General features: G+C 68.3%; 21 protein-coding genes. 20 read left to right on the forward strand and 1 reads right to left on the reverse strand.

The genetic code is table 11. The features are described from left to right. The first annotated feature begins 136 nt into the window (after positions 1-136). From folE to ACFQY2_RS05685, 4 genes are all read left to right on the forward strand, one after another. A complete protein-coding gene (folE, locus tag ACFQY2_RS05670) occupies positions 137-778 on the forward strand; it encodes a GTP cyclohydrolase I FolE (RefSeq protein ID WP_378744676.1) in 642 nt (213 codons plus the stop codon). A gap of 76 nt (positions 779-854) precedes the next feature. After that, a complete protein-coding gene (locus tag ACFQY2_RS05675) occupies positions 855-1,994 on the forward strand; it encodes an NAD(P)/FAD-dependent oxidoreductase (protein WP_378744677.1) in 1,140 nt (379 codons plus the stop codon). A gap of 48 nt (positions 1,995-2,042) precedes the next feature. Then, positions 2,043-2,936 (forward strand): dihydropteroate synthase, encoded by an 894-nt coding sequence (gene folP, locus ACFQY2_RS05680; protein WP_378744678.1) that lies wholly within the window; start codon positions 2,043-2,045, stop codon positions 2,934-2,936. Next, positions 2,929-3,693: a dihydrofolate reductase family protein gene (locus tag ACFQY2_RS05685; RefSeq protein ID WP_378744679.1), complete on the forward strand. Its 765-nt coding sequence runs from the start codon at positions 2,929-2,931 to the stop codon at positions 3,691-3,693. The genes folP and ACFQY2_RS05685 overlap by 8 nt, the downstream gene beginning before the upstream one ends. Before the next feature lie 7 nt (positions 3,694-3,700). Here the strand turns inward: ACFQY2_RS05685 and ACFQY2_RS05690 are convergent, their stop codons facing one another. Beyond that, positions 3,701-4,732 carry an aromatic acid exporter family protein gene (locus ACFQY2_RS05690; RefSeq protein WP_378744680.1) on the reverse strand — a complete coding sequence of 344 codons (1,032 nt, stop codon included), beginning with the start codon at positions 4,730-4,732 and terminating at the stop codon, positions 3,701-3,703. A gap of 196 nt (positions 4,733-4,928) precedes the next feature. Here ACFQY2_RS05690 and ACFQY2_RS05695 point away from each other — a divergent pair, with 196 nt between their 5' ends. The 16 genes from ACFQY2_RS05695 to ACFQY2_RS05770 all read left to right on the forward strand — a co-directional run bounded on the left by ACFQY2_RS05695 (position 4,929) and on the right by ACFQY2_RS05770 (position 21,581). Beyond that, positions 4,929-5,396, forward strand: a complete 468-nt coding sequence (locus tag ACFQY2_RS05695) for an SRPBCC family protein (protein WP_378744681.1) — start codon at positions 4,929-4,931, stop codon at positions 5,394-5,396. Between the two features lie 99 nt (positions 5,397-5,495). Next, positions 5,496-6,914, forward strand: coding sequence for a threonine synthase (gene thrC, locus ACFQY2_RS05700; RefSeq protein WP_378745037.1), 1,419 nt, complete (start codon positions 5,496-5,498; stop codon positions 6,912-6,914). A 67-nt stretch (positions 6,915-6,981) separates the two neighbouring features. After that, positions 6,982-8,313, forward strand: coding sequence for a M20/M25/M40 family metallo-hydrolase (locus tag ACFQY2_RS05705; RefSeq protein WP_378744682.1), 1,332 nt, complete (start codon positions 6,982-6,984; stop codon positions 8,311-8,313). 61 nt (positions 8,314-8,374) lie between these two features. Continuing rightward, positions 8,375-9,829: an MFS transporter gene (locus tag ACFQY2_RS05710; protein WP_378744684.1), complete on the forward strand. Its 1,455-nt coding sequence runs from the start codon at positions 8,375-8,377 to the stop codon at positions 9,827-9,829. Positions 9,830-9,946: 117 nt separating this feature from the next. Then, positions 9,947-10,519, forward strand: a complete 573-nt coding sequence (locus tag ACFQY2_RS05715; protein ID WP_378744685.1) for a helix-turn-helix domain-containing protein — start codon at positions 9,947-9,949, stop codon at positions 10,517-10,519. Positions 10,520-10,669: 150 nt separating this feature from the next. Beyond that, complete coding sequence (locus ACFQY2_RS05720) at positions 10,670-11,737, forward strand: ABC transporter substrate-binding protein (RefSeq protein WP_378744686.1); 1,068 nt, start codon at positions 10,670-10,672, stop codon at positions 11,735-11,737. Positions 11,738-11,741: 4 nt separating this feature from the next. Beyond that, entirely contained in the window at positions 11,742-12,524 is a 783-nt protein-coding gene (locus ACFQY2_RS05725; RefSeq protein WP_378744687.1) for an ABC transporter ATP-binding protein, read from the forward strand. 3 nt (positions 12,525-12,527) lie between these two features. Continuing rightward, complete coding sequence (locus ACFQY2_RS05730; protein ID WP_378744688.1) at positions 12,528-13,346, forward strand: ABC transporter permease; 819 nt, start codon at positions 12,528-12,530, stop codon at positions 13,344-13,346. A gap of 61 nt (positions 13,347-13,407) precedes the next feature. Beyond that, positions 13,408-14,586 (forward strand): CaiB/BaiF CoA transferase family protein, encoded by a 1,179-nt coding sequence (locus ACFQY2_RS05735; protein WP_378744689.1) that lies wholly within the window; start codon positions 13,408-13,410, stop codon positions 14,584-14,586. Between the two features lie 43 nt (positions 14,587-14,629). Further along, positions 14,630-14,956 carry a ferredoxin gene (gene fdxA, locus ACFQY2_RS05740; RefSeq protein WP_378744691.1) on the forward strand — a complete coding sequence of 109 codons (327 nt, stop codon included), beginning with the start codon at positions 14,630-14,632 and terminating at the stop codon, positions 14,954-14,956. Between the two features lie 68 nt (positions 14,957-15,024). Next, positions 15,025-16,413, forward strand: a complete 1,389-nt coding sequence (locus ACFQY2_RS05745) for an FAD-dependent oxidoreductase (RefSeq protein WP_378744692.1) — start codon at positions 15,025-15,027, stop codon at positions 16,411-16,413. Further along, positions 16,410-17,624, forward strand: coding sequence for a CaiB/BaiF CoA transferase family protein (locus ACFQY2_RS05750; RefSeq protein WP_378744693.1), 1,215 nt, complete (start codon positions 16,410-16,412; stop codon positions 17,622-17,624). The genes ACFQY2_RS05745 and ACFQY2_RS05750 overlap by 4 nt, the downstream gene beginning before the upstream one ends. Continuing rightward, the gene (locus tag ACFQY2_RS05755) at positions 17,621-18,424 is read left to right on the forward strand and encodes an enoyl-CoA hydratase-related protein (RefSeq protein ID WP_378744694.1); all 804 of its coding nucleotides are present in this window, start codon (positions 17,621-17,623) and stop codon (positions 18,422-18,424) included. The genes ACFQY2_RS05750 and ACFQY2_RS05755 overlap by 4 nt, the downstream gene beginning before the upstream one ends. Then, positions 18,421-19,341, forward strand: coding sequence for a dihydrodipicolinate synthase family protein (locus ACFQY2_RS05760; protein ID WP_378744695.1), 921 nt, complete (start codon positions 18,421-18,423; stop codon positions 19,339-19,341). The genes ACFQY2_RS05755 and ACFQY2_RS05760 overlap by 4 nt, the downstream gene beginning before the upstream one ends. A gap of 2 nt (positions 19,342-19,343) precedes the next feature. Then, positions 19,344-20,117, forward strand: coding sequence for an SDR family oxidoreductase (locus ACFQY2_RS05765; protein ID WP_378744696.1), 774 nt, complete (start codon positions 19,344-19,346; stop codon positions 20,115-20,117). A 24-nt stretch (positions 20,118-20,141) separates the two neighbouring features. Further along, complete coding sequence (locus ACFQY2_RS05770; protein WP_378744697.1) at positions 20,142-21,581, forward strand: aldehyde dehydrogenase family protein; 1,440 nt, start codon at positions 20,142-20,144, stop codon at positions 21,579-21,581. Positions 21,582-21,641 lie beyond the last annotated feature (60 nt).

Consider the following 21,641-nt stretch of genomic DNA (forward strand, 5'->3'; position numbering starts at 1 on the left):
CTGAGACCACGGGATTGCCAGCCTGCGGCAGACGGGTTACCATCCCTGTGTTGTCGTCTAAAAGAAATGAGACTTGCTTTTAGAAGCGCTCCGGGTGTGTGATGGAGGGAACGAGCACGGGAGGCCCGCCTTGACGATGACAGCGATTCACGACGACGACGACGCGCAGGTCGTCGCTCCCCACCGCTTGCGGATCGAAACGGCGCCGCGACCCGTCGATCTCGTCGAGGCGGAACAGGCGGCGCGGATGTTCCTCAAGGCACTCGGCGTCGATCCCGATGCTCCGGATGCTCCTGATCTGGCCCGCACGCCCCGCCGTCTCGCTGAGGCCTATGCCGAACTGCTGTCACCCGAGCCCTTCGACTTCACGACGTTCGCCAACAGCGAGGGGTACGACGAGCTGGTGCTGATCCGCGACATACCCGTGCAGTCCCTCTGCGAGCACCATCTGCTGCCCTTCACCGGCGTGGCGCACGTCGCCTATCTGCCCGCCGATCGGGTGGTGGGACTGTCGAAGATCCCACGCATGGTCGACCATTACGCGCGCCGTCCTCAGACGCAGGAGCGGCTCACCGTGCAGATCGCCGACGCGCTCGCCGCCCGGCTGCAGCCTCGCGGCATCGGCGTGATCGTCGAGGCGACGCACGCCTGCATGACGCTCCGCGGCGCGCGCGCCACCGGATCGAAGACGTCCACCTCCGCGCTGCGCGGCACTCTGCGCGAGGACGCGCGCTCACGCGCCGAGTTCTTCTCACTCGCTGCGGACCGCACCCGCTGAGCATCTGCCGAGACGTCGGCCTCCGCCCGAGCCTGAGCACCACATTCCACAGAGCACCACCCGGAAGGAACACATCATGACCATCGCGATCGTCGGGGGAGGCCTCGCCGCCGCCACCGCAGCCACCGAACTGCGCGAGCAGGGATACGACGGGGATGTCGTGATCTTCTCGGCCGAGGACCACCTTCCCTACGAGCGTCCGCCGCTGTCGAAGGAGGTGCTCCTGGGCAGCAAGCGGGTCGAGGAGGCTCAGGTGCACGACGAGGCGTGGTACGTGGAGAACAAGGTGCGCCTCGAACGCGGCGTGAGGGTCGTCTCGATCGACCGCGCCGCGCACACGCTGCGCACTGAGCCCGTCGTCGGGGGTGCGAGCAGCGAGCAGGGATACGACAAGCTGCTGCTGGCCACCGGTGCATTCCCGCGGCGCTTCCCCGCGGCAGACCGGGTCGCCGATCCGCTCTACCTGCGCACGGTGGAGGACAACGCGCGACTGCTCGACGCGCTCAAGCCCGGCGCGAAGATCGTCATCGTCGGCGCCGGCTGGATCGGCCTCGAAGTGGCATCGGCCGCACGGCAGAAGGGTGCCGAGGTCACTGTCTACGAGGTCGCCGACCTGCCCCTGGTCGCGGTCCTCGGGCCTGAGGTCGCCCAGCTGTTCGCCGACCTGCACCGTGCGCACGGCGTGGACCTGCGCCTGGGCGCCCCCGTCGCCGAGGAGGCGATGGCCGCCGCGGACTTCGTCGTGGTCGGCATCGGCGCCATCCCCGCGACGGAACTGGCGGACCAGGCCGGCCTCGACGTCGACCACGGCGTACTGGTGGATGAGACCCTGCGCACCTCCGATCCCGACATCTATGCGATCGGTGACGTGGCGTCGCAGCAGCATCCGGTTCTCGGCCGCCGGATCCGCGTCGAGCACTGGGACACCGCGATCGAGCAGGGGAAGGTCGCCGCGCACAACCTCGCGGGCGCCTCGGAGCCGTACACCCACCTGCCGTATTTCTTCACCGATCAGTACGACCTCGGCATGGAGTACTTCGGCAGCGTCGGCCCCGACGGATACGATCGGGTGGACATCGAGGGAGACACCGACGTCGTGAACGGCGGAGCCTTCCGCGCGTACTGGGTCAAGGACGGCACCGTGCGCGCGGCCATGCACGCCAATGACTGGGACTCCTCCGACGCCGTGCGCGACAGCGTCGGCACGACTCGGTGATCGCAGACGAGGCCACAGAAGGGCTGATCGAGTGACGGAGCTGATCGAGTGACGGAGACCCGGACGCTACGCCGCATCGGCGCCCGCGATTTCGACTTCTCGCGGCAGGTCGCGGTGATGGCGGTGATCAACCGGACTCCCGACTCCTTCTACGACAAGGGCGCCACCTTCGCTCTGGATCGGGCGGTGGAGAGCGCGCTGCGCGCGGGGGATCAGGGCGCGGACTGGGTCGACATCGGCGGCGTGCCGTTCGGCCGCGGGCCGGTCGTCACCCCAGCCGAGGAGATCGACCGGGTGGTGCCGGTCGTGTCGGCGATCGCGGCTGCCAGGCCGGAACTGGTCATCTCGGTCGACACGAACAACGCGGATGTCGCCGAGCAGGCCATCGCGGCCGGCGCGGCCGTGATCAATGACACCAGCGGGCTCGGCGACGCGCGCATGGCCGCCGTGCTCGCGGCGAGCGAGGCGCACATCGTGATCACGCACAGCGTCGGGCCGCCGCGGGTGGAGAAGCCCGCCGCGCACTTCGACGATGTGGTCGGCGAGGTGCGCTCCTTTCTCGTCGACCGGATCGCCCGAGCCGAGGCCGCGGGCGTGGCGCGCGAGCGGCTGATCGTCGACCCCGGTCACGATCTCGACAAGAACACGCTGCACACGCTCGAGATCACCCGCCGACTCGGCGACATCGCGTCACTCGATGTGCCGCTGCTGGTCGCGGTGTCCAACAAGGACTTCATCGGCGAATCGATCGACCGCCCGCGGGGGGAGCGGTTGGCGGGTTCGCTGGCGGCGATGACCGCCTGCATCCTGAACGGAGCGCGGATCGTGCGCATGCACGACATCCGCGAGACCGTGGACGCTGTGCGCATGATCGAGGCGATCCTCGGCTGGCGTGAGCCGGTTCGCCTCGAGCACAACACCCACCCGAGCCGCAATGTCTGACCCGGAGGCGGTGATCGACCGGGTCTGGCCGGACCCGGAATCCGATCTGGACGACGCGACGCTGCTGGAGCTCGCGTCCTTTCCGTCCGATCGCACCTGGCTGCGGATGAACTTCATCAGCAGTCTCGACGGCGCCGCGACCCGGGAAGGACGCTCGGGTGAGCTCGGCGACCCCGCCGATCGTCGGCTGTTCGAGCTGCTGCGCCGGCCCGCGGATGCGGTGCTGCTGGGCGCGGGCACGGCCCGCATCGAGGGGTACGGGGCCATGCGTCTGGCGGATGACGCCCTGGCCTGGCGCACGGCTGCCGGACTCGCCCCGCAACCGGCGTTCGCGCTGGTCAGTCGCAGCCTGGACCTGGATCCGTCGTCGCCGATCTTCGCGGAGGCCCCTGTGCGGCCGATCGTCTACACCGTCGCATCCGCCCCGGTCGAGCGGCGGGCCGAGCTCTCCCGGGTCGCCGACGTGGTGGACGCGGGCGAAGAGGACGCCGACGGGATGCGGATCCGCCAGGACATGACCGACCGTGGCCTGCGCCGCATCCACTCCGAGGGAGGGCCGCACCTGTTCGGAGCGATGCTCGCCGCGGGCGCGGTGGACGCCCTGCACCTCACCCTCGCTCCGTCGCTCGAGGTGGGCAGGGCCGGACGCATCGCGCGTCCGGTGCTCACCGAGGCGCCATCAGTGCCTGCGCGCGCGAGGCTGTCCTCGGTCCTGCGATCGGGAGATGAGTTGCTGCTGCACTACCGGCTGTCCTGATCGTCCGCTACCGGCTCGCGTCTCCCTCTGTCGACTGCCCGGCGAGCAGCAGGATGCGCTGCAGATGCATCGCCGTGAGAACCCCGGGACCGGCGATCGAATCCGAGTCGACGGAGCGGGCGTGCACGGCCTCCACTAGGTCGCGCACCGCGGCCTCGGCGACATCCCGCTCGTCATCCTCCTCGCCGTCGATGAGCGCGGCGACCGCGCGGCAGGCCTCAGACAGCGGCTTCGGCAGTGCAGGATCGAGGGGAAACGCCCCCGGCCGCTCCCAGATGGTGTCGGTCAGGCAGCCGGAGATGTCGCGGATCTGATGCGCGATCTCCTCGAGCACCTCAAGGCGACTGTGCTCTCTGCGGGTGTCGGTCTGACGCACCCACGCCCGCGGGTTGCCGCGCCGGGACTCATCGGCATCGGCGAGCGCGCTGCGCAGCGTGCGACTCGTCTCGGCGAGCGCGCCGGCGTCCTCCGCCCAGGCGCTGTGCTCCGGGGGCCAGGACTCCTCGACGGCCTCGGCGATGTCCCGCAGGTGGGTGGCCAGACGCTGCTGGAACTCGTCGATGCGCGCGGCTGCCTCTGCCACCAGTGGCGCCGGCGGGATCACGAGGTTGATCCCCAGGCCGATCGCGACACCCACCGCCGTCTGGGTCACGTAGCCCAAAGAGTACTCATCGGCATGCTGGCCGCCGATGATCAGCACGAACAGGGCGGCCATGGGGATGTATTCACGGCCCATCCCGAACCACCCGGTGCCGGAGATCAGCGTGCCCAGGCCCACGGCGAGCGCCACCGACCACAGGCTCGGGCCGACAGTCAGCACGATGAGGATCGCCAGCCCGACACCCGCGGCGAGGCCCAGCAGCGTCTGCAGACTGGATCGCGCTGAGGACATCAGCGTCGGGTACATGCTGATCAGGGCGCCGAACGGCGCATAGTACGGATACTCGTCGGTCACGCCGGGCATCAGCGGTGCGACCGCCCACGCGATGCCCACCGCGATGGCGGTCTTCGCCGCGAACAGCAGGCGGGCAGGAGTCACGGCCTCACGCAAAGACGGCGCCACGCGCGAGAAAGGCAAGACGTCGCGTCGCATCACCGGCTCGATTCTCTCGACGGGCGTGATCGCGTACCTGGACCGCTGTCCCGAAGGCCCATCGAACACGTCGGCGGCGCTGGAGGGAAGGGGCTTCCGCTGCTCCGGATCCTTTGCGACAATCACGGGTCTGGAGGCGATCATGGCGACGAATCGACGGTTCATGCGCTGCACACCCGAAGCGGTGTTCGAGGTGCTCGGCAACGGTTGGCTGTACCCGGCATGGGTGGTCGGCGCCGCGCGCATGCGCGACGTGAGCGCCGGATGGCCTGCTCCCGAGTCCACACTGGACCATTCCGTGGGAACCTGGCCTTTCCTCCTCAACGGCGACACGAGCATGCTCGAGTGGCGACCGCCTCGCCGCGCCGTCATGCAGGCGCGCGGTTGGCCATTGGGGGAGGCGAAGGTCATCCTCGATGTCGAACCACGCGACGGTGGATGCGAAGTGAGGATCCGCGAGTGGGCGGTGAAGGGGGCAGGCGCGGCACTGCCGCGCTTCCTCACCGACCCGGTGCTGCGGTGGCGCAACAACGAGACGCTGCGTCGCCTGTCGTATCTGTCCGAGGGCCAGTCATCGTCGTCATCGGCATCCCCCGGCGGCGCGGGGTAGCGATGCCGGCGGTGTCGGGTGTCGGTCATCCGGCCTCGAGCGGCGGTGGACCCTGCGAGAATGGGAAGAACCCCGAGCGATCGACCCGAGGAGTTCACCGTGCGGTACATCTCCACCCGCGGCGGCATGGAGCCGCAGCCGTTCAGCGAGACCCTGTTGGAGGGTCTGGCGCCCGACGGTGGGCTGGCCGTGCCCGAGGCGCTGCCGCAGGTCGAATCCGCGACGCTGGAGCGCTGGAGGGCCCTGACCTACCCGCAGCTGGCAGCCGAGGTGCTCGGCCTGTTCGCCACGGACATCCCCCGCCCGGATCTCGCGAGGATGACCGAAGCCGCGTACGCCGACTTCCCCGACGAGGTCGTTCCCCTGCGCTCGATCGGAGGGGGCGTCACGCTCGTGGGTCTCTCGGAGGGGCCGACGCTCGCCTTCAAGGACATGGCGATGCAGTTCCTCGGGCAGGTGCTGGAGGACGTGCTGGAGAAGAAGGACCGCGTGCTGAACATCGTCGGTGCGACCTCCGGGGACACCGGATCCGCCGCCGAGCATGCGCTGCGCGGCAAGGAGCGCGTGTCGGTCTTCATGCTCTCGCCGCAGGGCCGGATGAGCTCGTTCCAGCGCGCGCAGATGTACTCCCTCGATGACCCGAACGTGCACAACATCGCCGTCGAGGGCGTCTTCGACGACTGCCAGAACCTGGTGAAGAGGCTCGCGGGCGACCTCGAGTTCAAGCATGCCCAGCATCTCGGCGCCGTGAACTCGATCAACCTCGGCCGCATCGCCGCGCAGGTCGTCTACTACTTCTGGGCCTGGCTGCGGGTGACGGATGCCGTGGAGCCGGAGTTCCGCCCGGGGTTCCAGGTGTCCTTCACCGTGCCGTCCGGCAACTTCGGCAACATCCTCTCCGGGTTCTTCGCCAAGAACATGGGCGTCCCGATCCGTCGCCTGGTACTCGCGGCGAACGAGAACAACGTGCTCGACGAGTTCTTCCGCACCGGCATCTACCGGCCGCGCTCCGCGGCCGACACGCACGCCACGTCGAGCCCGTCGATGGACATCTCGAAGGCGTCGAACCTGGAGCGCTTCATCTTCGACCTGGTCGGGCGCTCACCGGAACGCGTCGTCAGCGCCTGGTCCGATCTGGATTCCCAGGGGTACTTCGACTTCTCCTCAGAGCAGTCGCGCTTCGAGAGCGAGTTCGGCATCGTCAGCGGCACCTCGACCCATGCCGACCGGGTGGCGACCATCCGCTCGGTGTACGAGGACTGCGGCGACGTCATCGATCCGCACACCGCCGACGGCGTGAAGATCGCGTGGGACCACGTCGAGCAGGACGTGCCGATGCTGGTGCTGGAGACCGCGAAACCGCAGAAGTTCTCCGAGATCATCACCGAGGCGATCGGCGTCGACCTGGAGTTCTCCGCCGAGCTGCGACAGATGCTGGAAGCCCCGCAGCACGTCACGCAGATGGCGGACGACGAGCAGGCGCTGCGCGCCTTCATCGAGAAGCACGCGCTGCGCTGAATCCGCCGCTGCGTCGGCCGCCGATGGCGCTGAGGGAAACCTGCGGGGTCGGCAATAGGCTGAGCGGATGAGCACCGTTCGCCCGGGCATCGCGGAGCGCCTGTCGCAGATGATCCGACTCCCCACTGTCTCGGCCGAGCTGAAGCAGCGCGGGATCGCGCCGTTCGAGGCGTTCGAGCAGCTGCTCGCCGAGCAGTATCCGCTCGTGCACGAGCACCTCGCCCTGGAGCGGCACACCGATCTCGGACTGCTGTACCGCTGGGCGGGGCGCAGGACGGCATCCGATCCGCTCGTCCTGATGGCGCACTACGACGTGGTGCCGGTCGACGAATCCGACCCCTGGACCCACCCGCCTTTCGAGGGCCGCATCGCCGACGGGTCGGTGTACGGACGCGGAGCGCTGGATGACAAGGGGCCGCTGATCGTCGTGATCGAGGCCGTCGAGAATCTGCTCGCCGACGGCTTCGTCCCCGCTCGCGATGTATACCTCTCGTTCGGCGGCAACGAGGAGACGTTCGGCGGTGCCGCGCTGGCCATCTCGGACGCCTTCCGCGAGCGCGGCATCACCCCGTGGCTGGTCGTGGACGAGGGCGGCGCCGTGGTGGACTCACCGCTGCCGTTCGTGCCCGGCAGCGCGGCCATGATCGGCGTGGGGGAGAAAGGCGTCGTGACCCTGCTCCTGTCGACCCGCGGCGACGGCGGTCACGCCTCCACGCCTCCGGCGCAGACCGCGGTGCGCCGCATCGCGCGTGCTGTGGACCGTCTGGATCCGTCGATGTTCCCGGCCCGCACGCCGAAAGCGATCAGCCGGATGCTGGCGCAGTTCGCCACGCGCACCCCGGGTGTCGTCGGCGTCGGCCTCGGTCTGCTGAGCCGGATGCCGGCGCTCACCGCCCGGGTGTTCGCGACGCTCGGCGGCGAACCCGCCGCGCTGGTGCGCACGACGGTCGCGGCGACCATGCAGACCGGCGGAACCGCCGCCAACGTCATCCCGTCGCAGGCCTCCGCCACGATCAACCTGCGCATCGCGCTGGGCGAGTCGGTGGACGCCACCGTGCTGCGGGTGCGCGATCGCATCGCCGACCCGCTCGTCGCGATCGAGGTGCTCGAAGGCAGTGAGCCGTCACCGGAGTCGGCGACCGACGGTGCGCCGTTCGCCTTGCTCGAAGAGGCGCTGAGCATCTCGCATCCGGGGGTGCCCGCCGTGCCCTACGTGATGATGGCGGCCACCGACTCCCGACACTTCCACCGCTTCTCCCCGGCGGTGTACCGCTTCGCGCCGTTGGAGATGTCGGGCGCGCAGCGCGCGAGCATCCACGGTGTCGACGAGAGCGTGGAGATCGCCGCCCTCGAGCGCGGCGAGCGGTTCCACCGCGCGCTCATCGAACGGCTACAGTGAGCTGACTCGACAGGATCGGCGGCCCGGAACCCAGAGCCGTCCCACCCGAACAGGAGGCGCGATGACGCGCACCGACTCCCTGCGCCAGACGACCTTCGGCGCGCTCGCCGTGGTCGTCGGCTTCCTCGCGTTCGTCGAGTTCACCAGCGGCGTGCTGCAGGGCTACTACACCCCCATGCTCACCGACATCGCACGGCATCTGCGGATTCACGACGCCGACGTGAACTGGCTCGAGGGCACCCAGCTGATGCTGTCGGCGCTGGTGGTCCCCGCCTTCGCGAAGCTCGGCGACATGATCGGTCACAAACGGATGCTGCTGGTCTCGACCGCTCTCACCGGGGCGGCGGCGCTCGTGCTGCCCTTCACCGACTCGTTCGTCGTGTTCCTGATCGGCTGGGCGTTGATGGGCTTCTACGTGGTGTGGCTGCCGCTGGAGATCGCACTGATCTGGTCGAGGTCGCGCACGATGCAGGGCAGATCGGTGGTCACGGCTCGCGCGGCGGGAATGCTCGTGGCCGCGCTCGAGGCCGGAGCGATCATCGGTGCGCTGGCCGGTGGGGCGCTCATCGACGTCCTGCCGCTGCGGATCGTGCTGCTGGTGCCCGCCGTGCTGATCGTGGTGTGCTTCTTCGTGATCCTGTTCGGGGTGAAGGAGTCGCCGGAGCTGACCGGCGGCAGACTCGACACGATCGGCATCTCCCTCATCTCGATCGCGCTGATCTGCTTCACCGGCGGGCTCAGCCTGCTGCGTCTGCCCGGTGGTCTGACCAGTCCCTGGTCGTGGATCGTGGTGGCGCTCGGCATCCTGCTGGTGATCCCGTTCGTGCTGTGGGAGCTCAAGCATGACGATCCGGTGATCGACGTGCGCATGTTCCGCTCGCCGGCGCTCGGGCCGGTGTTCCTCACCGCCGGGCTGTTCGGCGTGAGCGTGCTCGGTGCGCAGGCACCGCTGTCGACCTTCGCGCGCACCGATCCGGCCGTGTACGGCTACGGGCTCGGCACGACCGGGTTCGCGACCTCCCTGATCATCGGCATTTACCTGATCGCGATGATCACCGGGGCGCTGCTGTTCCCGCTCATCGCGCGCCTCACCACGCCGCGGCTGACCCTCGTGGGTGCGTCGACGCTCGTCGGAGTCGGGTTCCTGCTGTTCCTGCCGCTGCACGGCACGTACCTGCAGGTGGTGGTGAACATGGTGATCGTCGGCCTCGGGTCGGGTGCGCTCGTGGCAGCCCTGCCCGCCGCGGCAGCATCCGCCGCGCCATCGACGCAGACCGGCGTCGCGACGGGGCTCACTAATTCCGTGAAGACAGTGGGCGGCGCGATCGCGTCGTGCGTGTTCGGCATCGCGCTGCTGAACGGCGTGGCGGGTGCTGCCGGGAACGCCGTCGAGGGGACGGCCGGATCACTGTCCGGCTTCGCGACGGTGTGGATCGTCTGCGGCGCGACCGCGCTGGCAGCCGCCGTGCTGCTCATGCTCGTGCCGAAGCAGGCGTTCACCGATCAATCGGAATGACCTCGATCAGGGTGTTGACTCAGTGAATTTCTTAACTATACTGAAAACACGCACTCGCTCCACCGGAGGATCGGATTCATGGTAGACGTTAGCACTGAAGCTCCCGCTGAGTTGGGGGTGAGCGTCATCCTGGAGACGATCGGCAGTCGAGTGCGCGAGATGCGCAAGGCGAAGGGCCTCACTCTCGCCGATCTTGCTCGGGCCACAAGCCTGAGTACCGCGATCGTCAGTCAGATCGAGCGGGGACTCGCGAACCCCTCGTTCACCACGCTGGTGCAGTTGGCGCACGGCCTGAACGTCCCCGTCGGGAAGCTGTTTCCCGACGAGGAGGAGAGCCACTCGCCGGTCGTCCGCAAGAACGCCCGCCGTGACCTGAAAGGTCGCGCACCGGAATCGTCGAGCGATGACACGGTCTTCGAGCTGCTCACCCCGAACCTCTCCGGAAGTCTCGAGGCGATCTGGGTCGTCACGCCGCCCGGCTCGACGACCGAGAGCACTCCGTTCAAGCACGGCGGCGAGGAGTTCGTGATCGTGATCTCCGGCAAGAAGGACGTCTACCTCAACGGAGAACGCTTCGTCCTCGAAGCAGGCGATTCCATCACCTACAACTCGTCGATACCGCACTGGTTCGCCAACAGCTCCGACGAGCCGTGCGCCTCCATCTCCGTCATCACGCCCCCCACCTGGTAGGCAGCCGCACAACTCCGGCGTCCGTACCGGAAGCAACACAGTACAGTGCCTCGACAGGGCTGCCCTCGGCATGCCTGAGAAGCACGTCCCACCGACCCCACAAGGCGGGCGCGTCAGGTCGCGCGCCCGAATCTCAATGAGGAGACCCGCATGTCCAACCCGATGTTCACCGATCTCTCGCGACGCCATCTCCTGAAGGGAACCGGTGTCGCACTCGGCAGTCTGCTGCTCGGCAACGCGCTTCTCACCGGGTGCTCCTCGCCCGGAGGCGGACCGGCCGGGGCCGGAGGCAAGGGCGGCACCCCCCTGAACATGCAGCTGGGCTGGCTGCTGAACTCCGGTCAGATGGGCGAGGCGATCGCGCTGCAGAAGGGCTACTACGACGACATCGGCCTGCAGTTCAAGATCAAGCAGGGCGGTCCGAGCATCGACGGCATCGCGCTGGTCGCCGCCGGCGAATCGCAGATCGGCCAGATCTCGTCCAGCCCCTCGCTGATGCTCGCCCGTTCGCAGGGCATCCCGGTCAAGGCGTTCGGAGTGGGCGTGCAGGAGCATCCGTACGCGTGGATCTCCAAGAGCGACAGTCCGATCGAGTCCCCGGACGACCTGATAGGCAAGACGGTCGGCGGTCCTGCGACGAGTGAGATCCTCTTCAAGGCGTTCCTCGCTGCGAACAAGATCGACCCGGAGAAGGTCGAGTTCGTCGCGACGGGTGACACCATCGCGCCGCTGTTGACCGGGCAGGTCGACGCCTTCGGCACGTGGCTGAACTCCAAGTCCCAGCGTCGCGAACTCGGTGAGGACTTCGCCTCGATGCCTCTCGCCAAGTTCGGCGTACCGCTGTACGCGTACATCTACTACACGACCGACGAGGTGCTCGAGAAGAACCCCGAGATCGTCGAGCAGTACATGGAGGCGACGGCCAAGGGCTGGACCTACGTGCGGGACAACATCGACGAAGCCGCCGAGGCGATGGTGGAGATGTCGCCAGAGGTCAAGCTCGATGACATCAAGGACGACGGCGGAGCGCTGATGGATTACATCTTCGGCCCCGACACGAAGACGGACGGCTGGGGCATGATGAAGAAGGAGGTCTGGCAGGCGCAGATCGACCTCTGGGACGAGCTCGGTCAGTTCAACTCCGCCCCTCCGAAGGTCGAGGACGTCGCCACCTGGCAGATCCTCGACGCGACCGCCGACGTGCGTCCGAAGGGCTGAGACCATGTCGAACGTGAAGACCATGGAACCGATCCTCATCAACGGCGTCGGAATCACCTTCGACACCGCCGGCGGCCCGGTCACCGCCCTGGAGGGCGTCTCCGTTCAGCTCGAGGCCGGCAGCTTCACCTCGCTGCTCGGTCCCTCCGGCTGCGGCAAATCGACACTGCTGCGGATCATCTCCGATCTGCTGGCGCCGACGGCTGGAACGGTCACGGTGCTCGGCGCGACCCCGAAGAGTGCTCGCGAGGGCAGGGATCTCGGCTTCGTCTTCCAGGATGCCGCCCTGCTGCCCTGGCGCAATGCGATCGAGAACGTGCTGCTGCCGCTGGAGATCGGTCCCGGCAAGGCCACGGACGAGGACCGTGACCGGGCGCAGGAGCTCCTTGCGCTGGTCGGTCTGGGCGGCCGGGCCGAGGCGCTGCCTGCTCAGCTCTCCGGCGGTCAGCGCCAGCGGGTCTCGATCGCCCGCGCCCTGATCACCCGGCCGAAGGTCCTGCTCATGGATGAGCCGTTCGGCGCTCTCGACGAGATCACCCGTGACCGGCTCAACGAGGAGCTTCTGAGCATCTGGAAGCTCACCGGAACGACCATCGTGTTCGTCACGCACAGTATCGCCGAGGCGGTGTTCCTGTCTCAGCGGGTGGTCGTCATGTCCGCCCAGCCCGGCCGGATCAGTCAGGTGCACGATATCGATCTGCCCGATGATCGCTCCCGCGCTGTGCGGACGCTCCCCGAGTTCGGCGAATACGAGGCGCTGCTGCGCCAGGCACTGGAAGGTGCGTGAACGATGTCCACGACAACCGAAGCACTCGCCGTCTCATCCGCGGCGAAGAAGGCCACGACGAAGAAATCCCCGCTGCGCAGGTTCGGTCCTCCGATCCTCGCGGTGCTGGTCCTTCTCGTCATCTGGCAGCTCGTCTGCGTGATCTTCCAGATCCCGTACTACATCATCCCGACGCCCGTCGAGGTCGCCGGTGCCTTCGTGGAGAAGCTGCCGTCGCTGACGACGAACATGTGGCCGACCGCCTTCGAGGCGCTGTTGGGCTTCCTCGTCGGCAACAGCGTCGCGGTGCTGCTGGCCGTCCTGTTCGTGCACTGGCGCGCGGCCGAAGAGGCGCTGATGCCGGTGGCGGTGTTCATCCAGACCATCCCGATCGTGGCGATCGCGCCCGTGCTGGTGCTCATGCTCGGCACCGGCTACGCGCCCAAAGTCGTGATCGCCGCGCTGATCTCGTTCTTCCCGACGCTTGTGAACATGGTCAAGGGCCTCAAGGCCGTCGATCGCGAGCACCTGGAACTGTTCCGCCTGCTGTCGGCATCGCGGAGCGAGACGTTCTGGAAGCTGCGGGTCTTCGCCTCCGTGCCGTTCCTGTTCTCGTCGCTGCGGATCACCGCGACCACCTCGGTCATCGGAGCGATCGTGGCCGAGTGGATCGGCGCTCAGGAGGGACTGGGTTACCTGATCATCCAGGCGACCTACAACTTCGACACCCCGTTCCTGTACGCGACCATGATCATGGCCTCGCTGGTGGCCGTGGTGTTCTTCACCATCATCACCGTGCTGGAGCGTCTGATCGTGACCTGGACTCCCGAGTCCAAGATGTGAGGCTGCGCGCCACGGTCCCGCTCGCGCGGGACCGTGGCGCAGTCCTCGAAAGGAGGCCGCGATGACGCAGCCGCTCGCCGGCACCGTCGTGCTGGATTTCACACAGGTGATGATGGGACCGATCGCGACCCAGACCCTGGGGGACTACGGCGCCGATGTCATCAAGGTCGAAAGGCCCGGGGTGGGCGACCTCTCCCGACGCGGCGTGCTGGCCCAGCAGGGGATGGACAACCCGGTGTTCCTCGCCCTGAACCGCAACAAGCGCGGCATAGCGCTGGATCTGAGCACGGATGCCGGCCGGGACGTCGCCCGATCCCTGATCGCCCGATCGGACGTCGTCGTGAGCAACTTCCGCCCGGGGGTGATGGAGCGCCTGGGGCTCGGTTACGAGGACGCCCGAAGGATCAACCCGCGCATCATCTGGGCTGCCGGATCCGGCTTCGGCCCATCCGGCCCCTACGCTCACAAGGGTGGGCAGGACGTGCTCGGGCAGGCGTACTCCGGCGTCATGAAGCGCACGCCCGACCCGGACGCGCCGGTATCCGTGTACGCCACCGCGATCGCGGATTACACCGCGGGGCAGCATCTCGTGCAGGGCATCCTGCTGGCCCTGCTGCAGCGGGAACGCACCGGAGAGGGGCAGAAGGTCGAGGTCAGCCTGTACGACTCGATGCTCGCCATGCAGGCGCAGGAGGCCACTGCTCGGCTGATGCACGACGTCGAGCTGAACTGGGCGATGATGCCGTTGACCGGCTGCTTCGCGACGCTCGACTCGGAGCTGGTGATCATCGGCGCCTTCAAGGAGAACCCGCTGCAGCGGATCTGCGCGGCACTGGAGCTGCCCGACCTGTCGGGGGAGACGCGCTTCGCCGACCTGGACGGCCAGCGGGAGAACCGCGGCGAGCTGCGCCGGGTCATCGCCGATCGGCTCCGCGAGCGCACGACCGCGCAGTGGCTCGCCGCCCTCGAGGAGCAGGACGTGCTGTGCGGGCCCGTTCTCACCCTCACCGAGGCTCTGGCGAGCGAGCAGACGGAGGTCAACCGGATGCTGCTGGAGTTCCCGGACTCCGACGGCCGCCTCATCCGCACGGTGGCATCGCCCATCCGGATGTCGGCCGCGCCGCCGGAGGTGCACGCCGCGCCTCCGCAACTGGGGGAGCACTCCCATCAGATCCTGACGGACGCCGGATTGTCGCCGCAGCAGATCCGCGCGCTCGTCGCGCGCGGAGTGGTTCAGTAGCAGCCGCCGGACCGGCGGCACAGAGAAGAGAAGAGGTGCCGTCATGACGTACGTGATCGGTGAGGCCTGTGTTGACGTCCGCGATCTCTCGTGCATCCAGGTGTGCCCAGTGGACTGCATCTACGAGGGTGCGCGCACGCTCTACATCCATCCATCGGAGTGCATCGACTGCGGGGCGTGCGAATCCGTGTGCCCGGTCGAGGCGATCACCTTCAGCGAAGACGCAGAAGGGGGTGACGAGCGGTACATCGGCATCGCCGAGGAGGTGTTCGCGCCCCTCGGTTCCCCCGGAGGGGCCGAGGACTTCGGGCCCGTCGAGGATCACCCGCACGTGGCTGCCCTGCCGCTGCGCGTCGCCACCGATGCTTGACATAGTTAATAAATTCAATATGCTAAAAACAGCTTGATGTTCCCAGTCAGAGAAGAAGGGGAGACCCCATGAATACCAGCGCACTCGCGATCACCTCCGATGAAGTGCGGGCGCCGATCGCCTCTCGCTCGGACGTCCTCGTCGTCGGGGGAGGGCCGGCGGGAACAGCGGCCGCCGTCACCGCAGCCAGAACCGGGGCATCGGTGACTCTGCTGGAACGGTACTCCTCGCTGGGCGGACTCGCCTCGGGCGGGATGGTCCTCGTGCTCGATGACATGATCAACGGTCAGGAGATCACGGTCACCGGCATCGTCTCGGAGTACGTCGAGCGTCTGCAGAAGCTCGGCCTCGCAGTCGTCCCCCCGAAGGAGGACCGCCGGGCATCTGAGGAGCTGTGGAACAAATGGAACCGCTACGGAACCTACGACTTCCACAGCAAGGCCCACCCGAAGCCGATCGTGTACGCCGCCGCGTTCGACCCGGACGGTTGGAAGCGGGTCTCGAACGACCTGGTCCGTGAATCGGGAGTACGGCTGTTCCTGCACTCCTGGTTCGCCCGTCCGATCGTCGACGACGGCGTGATCAAGGGCGTCATCGCCGAGACCAAATCCGGGCCCCAGGTGCATCTGGCCGATGTCGTCATCGACACCACCGGCGACATCGACGTCGCGTCGCGTGCGGGAGCCGACTTCATCCAGGGCAGCTACATCACGACCCTCGTCTTCCGCCTCGGCGGTATCGATGTGAAGCGTGCGGAGGAATTCGAGCAGGCCGACCCGAAGGCGGCGCGCGCACTGAATCGTCAGGCCAAGCGCATCCTCGGCGGAGCCTGGGAGCACTGGTGGTTGAAGACGCCGCTGGACGGCGTCATCTGGTGCAATGCCCCGCACATGAACGGCTTCGACGGCACGGACCCGGAATCCCTGACGGAAGCCGACTTCTCGGCCCGCGAACGCATCGCAGCCGTCGTCGAGTACGTCCGGGAGAACATGCCAGGGTTCGAGAAGGCCTTCGTGGTCGACACGGCCCCGCAGATCGGCGTCCGTCAGACCCGGCTGCTGCAGGGTGAGTACGTGATGACCAAGGACGATGTCGTTCAGCGCCGGCACTTCCAGGACTCCGTCGCCCGCGGCCGGGACTACTACTACCCCTACCGTTCTCTGGTGCCCAGGAACGTCGACCAGCTGCTGGTGGCCGGGCGCCACTACTCCGCGACCTCGGACGCGCAGAAGAGCTCGCGAGAGATCCCGCCGTGCATGGCGATGGGGCAGGCGGTCGCGCTCGCCGGAGTGCTGTCGCTGCAGCAGAAGGTGCGCGTCCGCGATGTCGATGCCACGGACATCCAGCGACTCATGCGCGAGCACAACGCCGACCCGGGCGACATCCCCTCGGCCAACGCGACCATCGATGAGTTCTCAGAGGTCCCGTCGGGCGAGAAGGAGGAGATCCAGGTATGAGCACCCCGCTCCAGCACTCCGACCCCGCACAGGCGCTGCCGCTGGCAGGCGTGCGCGTGATCGACTTCACTCAGGTGTTCATGGGACCCAGCTGCACGCAGCTGCTCGGTGACTTCGGCGCCGACGTGATCAAGATCGAGCGCCCGGGGTACGGGGACATCTCCCGCAACTCCGTGCCCGACCGGGACGGTCAGGACAACCCCATCTTCCTCGCGATCAACCGCAACAAGCGCAGCGTTGCGATGGACACGAAATCCGACGAGGGTCGGGAAGCGCTGCGCGCGCTGATCGCCGAGTCCGACGTGGTCGTCAGCAACTTCCGCGCCGGAGTGATGGAGCGCATGGGCTTCGGCTACGACGAGCTCAAAAAAGTGAACCCGCGCATCATCTGGGCGTCGGGCACCGGCTTCGGGCCCACCGGCCCGCACGCACACGAGGGCGGACAGGACGTCGTCATCCAGGCTTACTCCGGCGTGCTCTGGCGCAGGTCTTCCGACGACGTGCCCCTCACGGTCTACCCGACGACACTGTGCGACTACACCACCGGGATGCATCTCTTCCAGGGCATCCTGCTCGCGCTGCGCTCCCGAGACGTCAGCGGCGTCGGGCAGAAGGTGGAGGTCGCGATGTACGACTCCATGCTGCACATGCAGATGCAGGAGGCGAGCATGCACCTCAACCGCGGTCGGGAGATCAACTGGGCGCGGATGCCGCTGAGCGGTGTTTTCTCCACCGTCGACTCCGCCGTCTGCATGGTCGGCGGATTCACCACCGATCCCCTGCGCAAGATCAGCGAGGCGCTCGAGGTCGGAGAAGACCTGTCGCTCCGGCCGGAGTTCGCGGACTTCGATGCGCAGACGGCGAACCGCGCTGCGCTGCAGGCCATCTTCGCCGAGCGGATCGCGACGAACACCACCGAGTACTGGACGCAGCGTCTGGATGCCGTCGGCATCCTCCATGCGCCGGTGCGCACCATGGCCGAGGCGCTGGATGACGAGCAGACCGCCGTCAACGGGATGATCGTCGAGGCGGAGCATCCGGTCGCGGGCACCGTGAAGATGCTCGGCACACCGATTCACCTCTCGGCGACCCCCGCATCGGTGCGCCGCGTCGGCCCGCGGCTGGGCGAGCACAACGAAGAGGTCCTCGCGGAGTTCGGTTTCGATGAGGACCGCATCCGCGAGCTCGTCGAGACAGGAGCACTGCGATGACCGTCCGTGAGTGGGAGGCCGGCGTCCGGCTCGTCATCGATGATCGCGGCGTCGCGACGGTCACCATCGACAGGCCGGCCGTGCGCAATGCCGTCGACCAGCGCACGCACGACGCGCTCAACGAGGTCTGGGCGCTGATGGAGAGCTCACCCGAGGTGCGTGTGGTGGTCGTCACCGGGGCCGGGGACCGCGCCTTCTGCGCCGGTGCCGACATGTCCGCTTCCGCGGTGGACAAGACCGGGCTGGAGTACTGGGCAGGCCTGGACCCCAACGGCTTCGGCGGCATCAGCCTGCGCCGAACGCTGCTGGTGCCGATCATCGCCCGAGTGAACGGGTTCGCGGTGGGCGGAGGGATGGAGATCGCCCTCGGGGCGGACATCATCGTGGCCGCTGACCATGCGAAGTTCGGTCTCACCGAGCCTCGGGTCGGCAGGCTCGCCCTCGACGGCGGCATCCATCAGCTCGTGCGCAAGGTGCCGCACCAGCTCGCCATGGGCATGCTGCTCACCGGACGCATGGTCCCCGCGCAGGAGGCGTACCGGATGGGGCTCGCCAACGAGGTCGTCCCGCTGGGAGAGCTCGACGACGCGGTCGAACGCTGGGTCGGCGATCTACTGGCCAGTTCGCCCAGCTCGATACGAGCCATGAAGCAGATGGTCGCCGAGACCGGGCATCTCACGGCGCAGGAGGCGAGGGGCATGCGTCTGCCCGCGCTCATCGACGCGCTCGACAGCGCTGATGCGCGCGAGGGCGTGGAAGCGTTCCAGCAGAAGCGCTCGCCGCAGTGGACAGGCCGATGACTGCCGCGACGCCAGACCTCCGCGCTCCTCTCGAACCGGGGGTGTGGGGCGTGGTGGCGACGCCGTTCACCCACGATGCGGCCGAGATCGACGAGGAGAGCCTCGCGAGGCTGGTGCGGTTCAGTCAGTCCGCAGGTGTGCGCGGCCTGACCGTGCTCGGCGTCTTCGGCGAAGCCGCATCGCTGACGCCGCAGGAACGCGAGCGGGCGCTGCGCGTCGTGACGGAGAGCACGGAGCTGCCGATCGTGACCGGCATCACCGCGCTCGAGACCGGCGAGGTCATCCGTGAGATCGAGAGTGCCGTGTCCGTGACCGGGCAGCGCTTCCGCGCCGCCATGGTGCAGGTCAACTCCAGTGACGCCGATGCCGTCATCCGTCATCTCGAGGCCATCGTCGACGCGACCGACGTGCCGATCGTGCTGCAGGACTACCCGCGGGCCAGCGGGGTCTCCATCGGCGCGGACGCGCTCCAGACCGTTCTCGACGCGATCCCGTCGATCGCAGCGGTCAAAGCGGAGGCGCCGCCCACGTCACCTGCCGTCGCCGGGATCGTGGCAGGCGGAACGACGGCTTCGGTCTTCGGAGGCCTCGGCGGGCAGGGGCTGCTCGACGAACTCCTGAGCGGTGCTGCGGGCGCGATGACCGGGTTCTCCTTCCCCGAGGGACTGGTCGAGACCATCGACGCCTGGCACGAGGGCGGCTTCACGGCTGCATCACGCGCCCTGCTCCCGTACCTTCCACTGATCAACTTCGAGCAGCAGGCCGGGATCGCGCTGGCGATCCGCAAGGAGCTCATGCGGCGCCGCGGCCTCATCGCGAACGCGACGGTGCGCTCGCCGGCCACCCCGTTCCCGGCGGCTCTGCACGAGCACGCCGCGCGTCATCTCGACCTGATCGCCGATCTGACGGAGGGCTGAGCATGGATCTCGGACTCGAGGGCCGCACGGCACTCGTCCTCGCATCCACCGGCGGGCTCGGGCGAGCGGCCGCAGAGGCCCTCGGGCGCGAGGGGGCGGATGTCGTCGTGACCGGTCGCCGGACGGAGGCGGCAGAGGCGGTCGCCGCCGGCCTGCCCTCCGCGATCGGGGTGACGCTCGACCTGCGCGATGCACGGTCGCGCGAGAACGCGGTGCGCACCGCCGAGGATCGCTTCGGCGCCATCGACGTTCTCGTCGTCAACGGCCCCGGTCCGCGACCGCAGACGGCGGCCGCTCTGTCCGCGGACGAGGCAGGTGCGGCTTTCGACGATCTGGTCCGGCCAGGCATCGACATCATCTCGCGAGTGCTGCCCGGGATGCGCGAACGCCAGTGGGGCCGCGTGCTGGCCATCGGCTCGTCCGGGATCGTCGCACCCCTCGCCGGGCTGGTGACCTCGAACCTCGGCAGAGCCGCACTCGCGGGATATCTGAAGACTCTGGCCGGCGAGGTGGCCGCCGACGGAATCACGGTGAACCTGTTGTTGCCCGGACGCATCGCGACCCCGCGTGTGGAGGGGCTGGATCGTGCCGGCGCCGACCGGCAGGGTGTGGATGTCGACGACGTGCGCCGACGATCGACGGCTCTCATCCCCGCTGGCCGATACGGGCGGCCGGACGAGTTCGGCGCGATGGCCGCCGTGCTCTGCAGCAGCATCGCCTCCTATGTCACCGGTGCGGCCATCCGCTGCGACGGCGGACTCGTGCAGGCACTCTGAATCTTCACGGAAGGATGTAGACGAATGGCACAGACAGCACTGGCGCAGCACCTGATCGGTGGCGAGTTCCTCGGTGGCGCGGACAGGGAGCGCGAGAACCCCGCCCGCCCGGGCGAGATCGCCGTCAGGTACCCGAGCGGTACCGCCGCCGACGCGGATGCGGCCGTCTCCGCAGCCGTGGACGCTCAGCCTGCGTGGGCCGCCCTCCCCGCGCCCGCTCGGGGGGCGGTCCTCCTGCGCGCTGCGGAGATTCTGCGCAGCAGACAAGCCGACATCGCACGCGACCTCGTGCGCGAAGAGGGCAAGACGATCGCCGAAGCCACCGGGGAGGTCGGTCGGGCGATCGGCGTGTTCCAGTTCTTCGGCGCTGCCGGCTGGTCCGCGACGGGGTCCACCTTCGACAGCGCCCTGGCCGACACGACGGTGCAGACCCGTCGGCAGCCGCTCGGCGTGGTCGGCCTCGTCACGCCGTGGAACTTCCCCATCGCCATCCCGGCATGGAAGACGGCGCCCGCACTGATCAGCGGCAACGCCGTGGTGATCAAACCCGCCGAACTCACCCCGATGTCGGTGACCCACCTCGCCAGGGCTCTGCAGGAGGCGGGCCTCCCGGCGGGAGTGTTCAACGTGGTGCACGGTCCTGGTCGCGTCGTCGGGCAGTTCCTCGCGGAGGATGCGCGCGTCGCCGGGCTGTCCTTCACGGGGTCGACTGCCGTCGGACTCGGCCTGCAGGCGACATTGAACGCGCGTCGGGCGCGAGCTCAGCTGGAGATGGGCGGGAAGAACGCCGTCCTGGTGCTCGACGATGCGGACGCACAGCGAGCGGCGGCGGTCGTCGCGGCGGGCGCTTTCTCCCTCACCGGACAGGCGTGCACCGCTACGTCGCGGGTGTACGTGACACCCGGGATCCGCGCAGCATTCCTGCGTGAACTCGCCGCGGCGGCGGGGAGGTTCGCGCCGGGGGACGGACTGGATCCCGCCACCAGCATGGGTGTCGTCGTCAGCGGGCCGCAGCTGGAGCAGGATGCCGACGCCGTGCAGGCTGCGGTGTCGGCGGGCGCCACGCTGCTGCATGGCAACGGCATTCCCGACGGACTGCGCTTCGGCCCGGTCGTCGCGACCGACGTCGCGCACTCCTCGCCCCTCGCGGCCGAGGAGATCTTTGGACCGATCGTCGCCGTTATGGACGTCGACGGCTACGAGTCCGGCCTGGCCGCTGTCAATGACACGCCATACGGACTCACCGCAGGCATCTGCACGACGAGTCTGGCGCACGCGACCGATTTCACCGATCGTGTACAGGCGGGTGTGGTGAAGGTCAACCGTCCGACCTCGGGCCTGGATCTGCACGTGCCTTTCGGGGGAATCAAGGATTCGTCCTCGAACACCTTCCGGGAGCAGGGCCACACGGCCACGCAGTTCTACACCTGGGAGAAGACGGTGTACACCGGCATCGATCGCTGACGGCCGCCGGACGAGGGGCGGTGACCGCACGACCGTCTGCCCCTCGTCCCGTCTGGCTCC

This window comes from Microbacterium sp. GCM10027623 (assembly GCF_042666935.1).
Lineage (GTDB): Bacteria > Actinomycetota > Actinomycetes > Actinomycetales > Microbacteriaceae > Microbacterium.